The 9,758-nt window shown below is 42.4% G+C and carries 6 protein-coding genes; 2 read left to right on the plus strand and 4 right to left on the minus strand.

The window, feature by feature from the left end; genetic code table 11:
- Together rodA and IJJ71_RS05605 are read left to right on the plus strand one after the other, a co-directional pair.
- A complete protein-coding gene (gene rodA, locus IJJ71_RS05600) occupies positions 1-1,314 on the plus strand; it encodes a rod shape-determining protein RodA (RefSeq protein ID WP_296845844.1) in 1,314 nt (437 codons plus the stop codon).
- Positions 1,315-1,390: 76 nt separating this feature from the next.
- Positions 1,391-4,126, plus strand: a complete 2,736-nt coding sequence (locus IJJ71_RS05605) for a TIGR03960 family B12-binding radical SAM protein (RefSeq protein WP_296845834.1) — start codon at positions 1,391-1,393, stop codon at positions 4,124-4,126.
- Positions 4,127-4,298: 172 nt separating this feature from the next.
- Here IJJ71_RS05605 and IJJ71_RS05610 read toward each other — a convergent pair whose 3' ends face one another.
- The 4 genes from IJJ71_RS05610 to IJJ71_RS05625 all read right to left on the minus strand — a co-directional run.
- Entirely contained in the window at positions 4,299-5,300 is a 1,002-nt protein-coding gene (locus tag IJJ71_RS05610; RefSeq protein WP_296845836.1) for a bifunctional adenosylcobinamide kinase/adenosylcobinamide-phosphate guanylyltransferase, read from the minus strand.
- Positions 5,297-6,721: an aminotransferase class I/II-fold pyridoxal phosphate-dependent enzyme gene (locus IJJ71_RS05615; protein WP_296845838.1), complete on the minus strand. Its 1,425-nt coding sequence runs from the start codon at positions 6,719-6,721 to the stop codon at positions 5,297-5,299. Before IJJ71_RS05615 ends, IJJ71_RS05610 begins: the two co-directional genes overlap by 4 nt.
- Before the next feature lie 3 nt (positions 6,722-6,724).
- On the minus strand, positions 6,725-9,211 hold the full coding sequence (locus tag IJJ71_RS05620) for an ATP-binding protein (RefSeq protein ID WP_296845840.1): 2,487 nt from the start codon (positions 9,209-9,211) through the stop codon (positions 6,725-6,727).
- Positions 9,212-9,340: 129 nt separating this feature from the next.
- The coding region (locus IJJ71_RS05625; protein ID WP_296845842.1) for an ATP-binding cassette domain-containing protein at positions 9,341-9,758 on the minus strand (418 nt) is incomplete at its 5' end.

Genomic DNA, 9,758 nt, shown 5'->3' on the forward strand with positions numbered 1-9,758 from the left:
CTGAATTTAAAATTCCTGCAATTTTTTGATTTCATTCTATTTTTCTGCGTTGTCGCGCTTGTTACTTTCGGCGTGCTTTTTATATATTCTTCTGGAATTAACTCGGAAGGAATGAATGTTTCTTCTGAATATGTAAAGCAGATTATTTGGGGAAGCACCGGCATTCTTCTTATGCTTGCCTTGTCTCTCTTTGATTACAGAAAAATCAGCCGCTATGTTCCTCAGATTTTTGTTGCGGCGTGCGGTGTCCTTATTTTTACAAAATTTTTCGGCCGTTATGTAAACGGTGCGAGAAGCTGGCTTGGTATCGGTCCTTTTGGTATTCAGCCGTCGGAATTCACTAAAGTCGTATTCATTCTTTTCCTTGCATGGTATCTGGATAAAACAAAGAAGACCCAGGACCAACGGAAGCGTTTTATTATTTCCCTGGGAATCATGTTCATTCCGATGGGACTTATTCTCGCTCAGCCGGACTTGGGAACATCTCTTGTTTATTTCCCGATTTTCCTTGCGATGACTTTTATCGCCGGGATTCCTGTCCGATACATTCTGCTTATCTTCCTCGGCGGTATGATGACTATTATTTTTACTGTTCTGCCAATTTGGGAAAGCCAGATTGCGCATCATTCCGTAATTTTTATCCGCATCCTTACAAATACAACATTGAGGCTAATCCTTATTTTTGCGACAGGTTCAATCGGCGTTCTTTCTCTTCTCGGAATGTTCTTCTATCGCCACAACAAATATTTTTACTGGATTTCGTATTTCGCGGCTATTTTCTGTGGGGCTTTGATTTTCTCGTATTTTGCGGGCAAGGTTCTCAAAGAATATCAGGTTATGCGACTTATCGTATTTATTGACCCTTATGCTGATCCTCGTGGAGCAGGGTGGAATATCATTCAGTCAAAGACTGCTATCGGCTCCGGCAACTTGTTCGGCCGAGGTTATTTGCAGGGAACTCAGAGTCATTACCGCTTTTTGCCTGAGCAGAGTACGGACTTTATCTTCAGCATCTTGTCTGAGGAACTTGGTTTTGTGGGCTGCATGGCGGTTTTTGCGCTTTACTTTTTGATTTTTATGCGTACAATTTTCATTATCAAGAACGCTTCCAACACATTCGGGCTCATGATTGCTTCTGGTGTTTTGGGAATGTTTGTATTCCATTTCCTTGTTAATGTCGGAATGGTAATGGGAATCATGCCTATTACGGGAATCCCGCTCTTGTTCTTAAGCTACGGCGGCTCTTCATTATGGACGGCGATGATTTGCGTTGGTCTTCTGATGAGCGTATCATCAAGAAAATTCGGATTTTAATTATTAGACGCAGATGAACACAGATAAACGCGGATAAATAAATCTGCGTTATTTGCGTCAAAATTTTAGGAATATTATGAAACTTATTAATCCCATTGAACTTTTTGGAAATTCTCTTTGCTCTGTTCAGAATCCGTCAAGCTATATTGGCGGTGAATTCGGGCAGATTGTTAAGAATCATGCTGAAAATGACGGTCTTTTTAATTTTTGTGTGGCTTTTCCTGATGTTTACACAATCGGCATGGCAAATCAGGCAATCAAAATCATTTATAACGGACTCAATCAAAAAAAAGATGTACGATGTGAGCGGGTTTTTGCAGTCGAGACTGATTTTGAGGACCTGCTCAAAAAATTTGACGCTCCTTTGTACACGCTTGAAACCGGAATGCCGTTGAATGAGCTTGACATGATTGGTTTTTCAATCGGTTATGAGCTTGGAATCACAGGCGCGCTTTCAATCCTTGATTTGGGGCGAGTTCCGCTTTTAAAGAAGGACAGGGGAGAGAACGACCCGATTGTAATTGCTGGAGGTTGTGGCTCAACAAATCCTGCTCCTTTCGCAGACTTTTTTGACGCTGTTTTCATCGGTGAGGCCGAGGGCGGAATGTTTGACCTTATCGAAGAATGTGCAGAACTTAAAAAGAATGGTGCAAGCCGAAGCGAGATTCTGGCACATTTTGCTCAGCATCCAAGCGTGTGGACAGAGAACATGAGCGAAGAGACTTGCGGCCACAGCATCGCACGCCGGGCTGTCTGGGCTGATTTTGGAAAAGTTCCTTCAGTAGAGTCATTCATGCCGCTTCCCAATGTTAAGCCTGTCCAGGATCATGGCGTGGTTGAGATTATGCGCGGTTGTCCGAACGGATGCCGCTTCTGCCATGCCGGAGTTTATTATAGGCCGCAGCGGGCCAAGGAAAAGCAGCTCATTTTTGACGATGTGGACAAGCTCGTGAATGTTGCGGGCTACCGTGAAATATCCCTCACATCGCTTTCAAGCGCGGATTATCCTGACATTGAGAACCTTCTTGATGATTTGAATGCAAAATACAAGAGCCAGAATGTTTCGTTCCAGCTTCCTTCATTAAAAGTAAATAGTTTTTCCCTTCCTTTGCTTGAAAAACTATCGGAAGTTCGAAAATCAGGCCTTACTTTTGCGGTAGAGACCCCGGAAGAAGCCTGGCAGCTTCGTCTTAATAAGGAAGTTTACGCCCAGCACCTTGTAGATGTCATTCTTGATGCTAAAAAACGCGGCTGGAACAAGGCAAAATTCTATTTTATGGTCGGGCTTCCTTTCCCTGAGACTGAGGAACTTACCGAAGAAAAAGCTATCGTTGATTTCTTGATTGATTTGCAGAATAAGACTCGAATTCAGTGCAATGTCAACGTCGGAACTTTTATCCCTAAGCCTCACACGGCCTATCAGTGGGTAAGGCAGATTTCCCCAGAAGAAAGTGACCGAAAACTTTCATATATCCGAGAGCATCTTCCTCGTGGAAAATTCCATGTCGGAACTCACGATATTAATACAAGTTACCTTGAAGGACTTCTTTCGCGCGGAGACAAACGGGCAGGGAAGGTTATTCTTTCGGCGTATAAGAAGGGCGCACGGCTTGACGCATGGGAAAATCATCTGAAAGAAAACCTAAAGCATTGGGAATCAGCCTTTGACGAAGCGGATTATGATGTAAAAGAATCGATACTCCGTGAGCGCAGCAAGGAAGAGGCTCTTCCGTGGGATTCAGTTTCGCTCGGAGTTGCAAAGAATTTTTACAAAAAGGAATGGGATAAACACGAGCAGGAAGTTTTGACTCCAAAATGCTCTCCAAACTGCGACCACCGATGTGGCGTATGCAACAATAAAACTTGCGTAAATATTGATAATAAACCTCAAGATGTACAAAAAAGTGAACGGGCTGTTAATAATTCTGTCTACCCTGAATGGAATATTCCTGTTATGTACCGTGTTATTTTTGAATTTACCAAGAAAAACGGCGGCGAATACATCTCGCATCTCTCTCAGATTGAATTTTTCAACCGGGCGTTCATAAAATGCAACCTTCCTGTGATTTATACTACGGGCTTTAACCCGCTTCCTCGTCTTGAATTTGCTTCAACATTGTCTCTTGGAATTTCATCTGATGCAGAGATTGCTTCAACTGTTCTTTACGAAAATACGAGTGAAAAAGATTTTATCGAAGCCTTGAACCGTCATCTTCCAAAGTCTATTCAGATAAAAAAGGCATATATTTTCCCGGTTACGAACCAGCGTCGCCGGGAGTCGCTGAGCACAGGCTTGTGGGGAAATGTCTATGGATACACTTTCAAGTGCAGCCAAGAAGAAGTGAAGGGCTTTTTTGCTTCGCAGCTTGCTAAGCCGTTCCTCGAAGAAGACTCTTTGTGTGACTTTAACATTGATGAGACTGACGGAACGAAAGTAACTGCAAAACTTCTGTTCCAGAAAGACAGACCTTTCCGAAACGCTCTGGAAGAATACTTCGGAAAGAAAATATGGGAAATTGTTACGATTCACAAAATCAAAACTCTTGCAAAACCGGACATCACCGGCTGGACGAGCGAGATAAACGCCGCATATCAGGCTTCTCTTGAAGCGATGGAAAAACATTCTGAGATGATTGCAATCAACGCCCGCTTCAAAGAAAAGATTTTGCGCCCGAAAAAAAACATGAATTCAGCAAGGGACAACGCAATCTCATATTTCGAGCTTTATGAGAGAATCGCATTGATTAATAAACAGCTTATTGAGCAGCGCGACAATCTCATGGAGCGAAAAGCCGAGAAGAAGAAAAAGTAAAAAGTCTGAGTGCGTTTACCCGCATGGGAGATGTCCTGGGATGATTTTTTTAGGCTAAAGGTCAGGCATCTTCACTCAAGAAAGAACTTATATTGCTTTTTATAATGTGTATTCTGTCGACCGGAATATATAAAATTTCCTGCTTCTTCAGGATTTTTTCTTCCCCCTAGCCTTATTTGATCCGCTGTGGAATGCCGCAGAAAATGCGCATAACGCTGGACTTCCTTGCGATTTTTTGAAGTGCCAGGCCTGTTTCTTCCCGCAGCTTCCGCTGGAAAGCATCAATAGGAACGACCCCGCAGAAAATATCATCGCAAATGATTATTTTTGTTCCGTTGTCTTTTGTTCCGGCTGAAAAGTCAGTTTTTGGTGAAAGTCCGTTCTTGAGGCAGTAACCGATATAATTTTCGTAATGGGTGATACATTTTTTTGAAAAATCCGGCGGAAAATCCGTGCTACAGACAAAAACATCGTTTTCACAAAGCATAAATGTTGACTTGGCCCAGGTCGTTTTTCCCTGATAAGCTCCCCCGATTATAAGATGAGAATTGGACGGCTCATTTGTGCTGTTTATATTCCCTGTATTTTCTGCCCTATTTCCACTTTCGATTTTCAATTTGCTTGTCATTTCTACCACCCTGTCGCAGTTTTTTGCGACGAATTGCTCGGTTTTTGCAAGAATTTTTCTGTATAATTCCGTCGTTTTGTCGTAAATTTTTCCGTCATTGAAGATTGTATCAGTCACGAAGATTACTGATGAAACTTGTGCCATAAGGATTTTGAGTTCGTCCTGTAATTTTTGCAGGATTGTCTCCTCTTCGGTTTCAAGAGAATCAAAATCTGTCCTCCCGTCAAACATTTCGTTTGCGACAAGGGCGGTCAAGCTGTCAAAAAGAACGACACTGCCCGGCTCCAGTTTTTTTGCGGCCTCAGATATGTTTTTCCCACATTCAACCGTGCTGAATCCGAGATTTTTGCGATCCTCTCGGTGTTTTTGGATTCTCTCATCATCCTCGCTGTCATGCGGAATCATTGTCGCAAAATAAATTAGGGATGGCGGATTCGCAACTTTGTTTTCTGGAATTTCAGGAGTTTTTTCTGCAAGTTTTATAGCGAGATTCTGTGCGTAAGATGATTTTCCGTTTTTGCAACCGCCTGAGATTAAGATGTTCATGTCAGGAACTCCGGGCTGTGAAGCAATTTTAAAGTCTCAATCAGTTTTTCGTTTTCTTCGTGCGTTCGGACGGCTGTTCTCCAGAAATTTTCGTTCAGCCCATTGAAATTCCCGCAGTTTCTGAGCAAAATTCCATGTTTTAGGAGTGAATTGTTCAGAAAATCATACATGCTGTCATTGTTTTGATGTGGTTCTTCGTTGTTTTCGGTCTGATTCGCCCTGACATCCTCAAAAAGAATGAAATTCGCGTTGCTCGGATAAACTTTGAAACCCAAAGCTTTGAGTTCTTTTGTCAGATAATTCCTTTCCTCACGGATTAGATTCCTGGATTTTAAAATATAATCATGCTCTTCAAGGGCAGAAATTCCTGCAATCTGGGCAATTCTTGATACATTCCACTCCGGTGCAAGGCTTTTGACTTTCTGCATCAGGCCTTGATTTGATGTTACCGCAAATCCGAGCCGGATTCCTGCCATCGCGTAAATCTTTGTAAAGGCATTTAGGACAATCAGATGCGAATTTTTTGCGGTAAACTGAACGGCGGATTCTTGCTCACGGTCTGTAAAGCCGATGAAACATTCGTCAACAAAAAGAAAAATCCCCTTTTCATTGCAAAATTCAATTAATTCTTTGAGCAGATCAAAATCAATCATTTTTCCTGTAGGATTATTTGGCGTACAGATAAAAATCATGTCCGGAGATGTTTTGTTGATAGTTGAAAAAATCGTGTCGTCCAAAGTAAAATCAGATTCCTTGCTCAAAATATGATGACAGATTTTTGTGCGGCAATTTTTCAATGCCCGCTCATAGCCGGAAAAAGTCGGAGAAATAAGAAGCGCGTTCTTCGGAGAAACAGCCTGAACGAAAAGTGAAATCAGTTCGCTCGCTCCGTTTCCGAGAACGATGTTTTTAGGAGGAAAATCCAATCTGTCTTCCTGGGATTCCGTGCAGAACATGTCTTTTAATGAGAGTGCAAGTTTTTTTCTAAGAAGCGTGCAGTTTTGGTCAGGATATCGCTCAAGTAAATCAACAGAAGACAGAATTGCATTCCTTACACCAGCAGGAAGCCCCGTCGGATTTGTGTTCACTGACATATCAAGGGTGATTTCTTCGCATCGCTCGCCACCGTGATGGTATTCTTCAAAATCATTGCTGGTTCTGACAGTTTTCAGAAGATTCATAATCCGATCGTAATTTTCTGAACGGTGCGGAAATGTGCAGTCCGTGCATCTCTTGATCGTTCTTCCATCTTCCTTTTTTATGAATGTCGGATTTCCTGGACAGACTTCCCGTGTATATAGCGGACAATAACAGAAGAGGCAGTTGAATCCGTCTGCGTCAAGCCCTTCGTGGCATGGAAAATATGTGCAGGCTGGGTTTTTGAAAAATCGTGAGGAATTTTCTATTTTTTCTGATTCCATTGATTAATATGCCTGCCTTATTCTGCTCTTTGACATTTCCTTCTCAGCCTTTTTTATCAGATGATTTATGTTTTTGTCTTCGGACGGAATGTAATATGCCATTCCAATCTTTGTGAAGGTGCTGACAGTTCCATCAGATATGAATGAATCAATCAGGCTTTTTGCATTCTTAAGGTCGATTCCATGCAGTACCGCCGTGAATTGATTTTTTTGCGTACGGAATATAGGGCTGTGCTTGAACTTGTTGCAAATTCCCTTGCAGACTGAGAGAATGATTTTGTCTGATGTGTCGTCGCAAATATCGAACATAATGATTCCAAGCTCGGTGTCGGGATTGCTTTCTATATCTTCGTTAAGCGAGATTTTTGCTTCTTCGAAAGCGTGTTCGTTGCCTACTCCTGTCAGGGAATCCTTGTTGTTTGATTCTTCGATTATCTTGTTGAGCTGCTCTGTCTGCATCTGTGATTTTTGCCTCATGCACTTCAGCAGTGTTTTTACGACCCGTGAAATTTCCAGAGGTTTTGTCAGATGCTCATTCATTCCTGCTTCAAGGGAATTCCTGACATCTTCTTCAAATGCGTTTGCTGTGAGCGCGATAATTGGTATGATTGGAGCATCGATTCTGTCCATAGAACGGATTTCTTTTGTGGCATCAATTCCGTTCATTACCGGCATCATTATGTCCATGAGAATCGCATCATAGTGATTTGGTTTTGATTCTGAGAACAGTTTTACGGCTATCTTTCCGTTTTCAGCCGTTGTGACTGATGCTCCGTCTGCCTCAAGAAGTTCTTTTGCGCTCAGACGGTTTGTTTCGTTGTCTTCGACCAGAAGAATCCTTGAGCCGAACAAAGTCTCGTTGCTTTCGCCTTCTTCCAGAAATTCACTTTTCCTTACGGCTGCCGTCCTGTCATCTATAGCGAATGGAATGTCAATTGTAAATGTGCTTCCTTCATTCAGCTTGGATTTTACACTTATTGTGCCGCCCATCATTTCGACTAGGGATTTTGCGATTGCCGTTCCAAGCCCTGCCCCTTTGTACTCAGAGCGCGCGCCACCGTCTTCCTGGGAGAATGTTTCCCAGATATGGCTCAGAAATTCTGCTTTCATTCCTATTCCGGTATCCTCGATTTCAAACCTGTAAGTTACGGTTTTTTGCCCGGAAGAAAGTTCTTTTATTCTGAATGTGATTTTGCCACCGTCAGGGGTAAATTTTACGGCATTTCCGAGAATGTTTACAAGTGCCTGCCGCAAATGAAGCTCATCACCAAGCAAGAATGGATGCTCGAAATCGTCGAAATCCGTAATGATTTTTAGGTTGCGGTTTATGAGCTGGCCTTCGATTATTGAAAGGCATCCGTCGGCAAGTGAAAGAATGTTCATCGAGCGGTGGGCAATCTCCAGCTTTTTGCTTTCGATATGGCTCATGTCAAGGATGTCATTTACGAGCATGTTGAGATGAAACGCTGCTTTCATGATTTTTTGAAGGCATTGCTCGACCTTGTAAGGATGGAACATGTTTTTTGTTGCAAGCTCGGCCATTCCGATTACACCGTTGATTGGAGTGCGTATGTCGTGGCTCATCCGTGCAAGGAATTCGCTTTTTGTTGCGTTTGCTTTCTCTGCTTTTTCTTTGGCTTCTTTTAGTGCCTTCTGAGCTTTCAGTTCGCGCCGGATTTCGGAATCTTTTATGGCAAAACCGAAAACAACCGTTCTCTCCTTTTCCCAGTCACCTACTTTGACACATTTCATCTCGCAGTATTGATTGAGTTCATTCCTGTATCTGTGGAAGAATCTGTCTTTCGTGGCGAGCTGTTCTGCGACATAGTCAGGGGAACAATGGGCTAGAAAATCAGCCTTGTCGTCCTCATAAATGTATTTTTCGGAGTATATTTCTGCGACTTTTGTGAACGGAATCTTAGAGTTGATTAAATCATTCATCTTACTTTCAACTCGCGGGGAAAAATTGTAGATGAAGAATTCAAGCGTGTCTAGATTGACATAATAGACATCTGAATATTCTGAGGCGAGCATCTCAAGGAAATTTTTGTTGCGCTTTTTTTCCTTTTCGTTAAGCTCTTCCTCGTTTATGTTTTTACCGAGGATTATTGCCTGTACATTGTCCTGCTCGGAGCCTACGAAAATCAGTTGTAATTCAATCCACTGCTCGTGTGACTCCGTGAAAGCGTACGGAAATTGCAGTGTGATTGGAGAATTATTGTCTTTGATTCGTTCGAGAATTTTTTGCCTGTTGAAAGATGCGGCAAAAAGATTTGCATAATCTTTGTTGAGTATGGAAGCTTTGATTGTGCCTAAAAATGACTCGAAACTTCCGGTGTATGCGATGGAGTCTTTTAGTACGGTATTGCTGTATGAAATAATCTGGTAAAAATCATTTGACAAGTTGCAGAAAATCATGAGCGGATGAATGCTGCTCACGGCCTTGCTTAGGAGCTTGTCATAGTTGCTCGTCTGATCAAAAAAAGCCATACAATTATTATATAACTGATTTTGAAAAAATGCAAAATATAAGAGGAAAAACACGAATGGCACGAAGCTGCACTGATTCTGCTCGCTTTCATGCCAATTCGCTTGATTCGGGTTAATTCTAATTTGTGACTAGAACTTAATCTTTCTGTCGCTTCCTTCGTAATACTGCTTGCGAAGGGCTTTGATTGAATCGTCTGCCATGTAGTCATCGAACGGCATCATTCGGTCAATCACGCCTTTTGGTGTAATCTCAACGATTCGGTTTGCGATTGTCTGAATGAATTCGTGGTCGTGGCTTGTGAAGAGAATTACGCCAGGGAACTGAACGAGTGCCTGGTTCAAGCTTTCGATTGCCTCAAGGTCGAGGTGGTTCGTAGGGTCGTCAAGAATCAAGACATTTGCGTTCTGGAGCATCATTTTTGAGAGCATACAGCGAACTTTCTCACCGCCGGAAAGAACCTTTACCTTTTTGAGTGACTCATCGCCGCTGAAGAGCATTCGTCCAAGGAAGCCGCGAACGTAGGCATCATCCTGCTCTTTTGAGAAC

This window comes from Treponema sp. (assembly GCF_017430385.1).
In the GTDB taxonomy this organism is placed as follows: Bacteria; Spirochaetota; Spirochaetia; order Treponematales; family Treponemataceae; genus Treponema_D.

What these genes read in the sequence shown, in the direction of transcription:
- IJJ71_RS05605 (WP_296845834.1), top strand. Translation starts at nt 1,391, where the DNA reads ATGAAACTTATTAATCCCATTGAACTTTTTGGAAATTCTCTTTGCTCT.
- IJJ71_RS05610 (WP_296845836.1), bottom strand. Translation starts at nt 5,300, where the DNA reads ATGAACATCTTAATCTCAGGCGGTTGCAAAAACGGAAAATCATCTTAC.
- IJJ71_RS05615 (WP_296845838.1), bottom strand. Translation starts at nt 6,721, where the DNA reads ATGGAATCAGAAAAAATAGAAAATTCCTCACGATTTTTCAAAAACCCA.
- IJJ71_RS05620 (WP_296845840.1), bottom strand. Translation starts at nt 9,211, where the DNA reads ATGGCTTTTTTTGATCAGACGAGCAACTATGACAAGCTCCTAAGCAAG.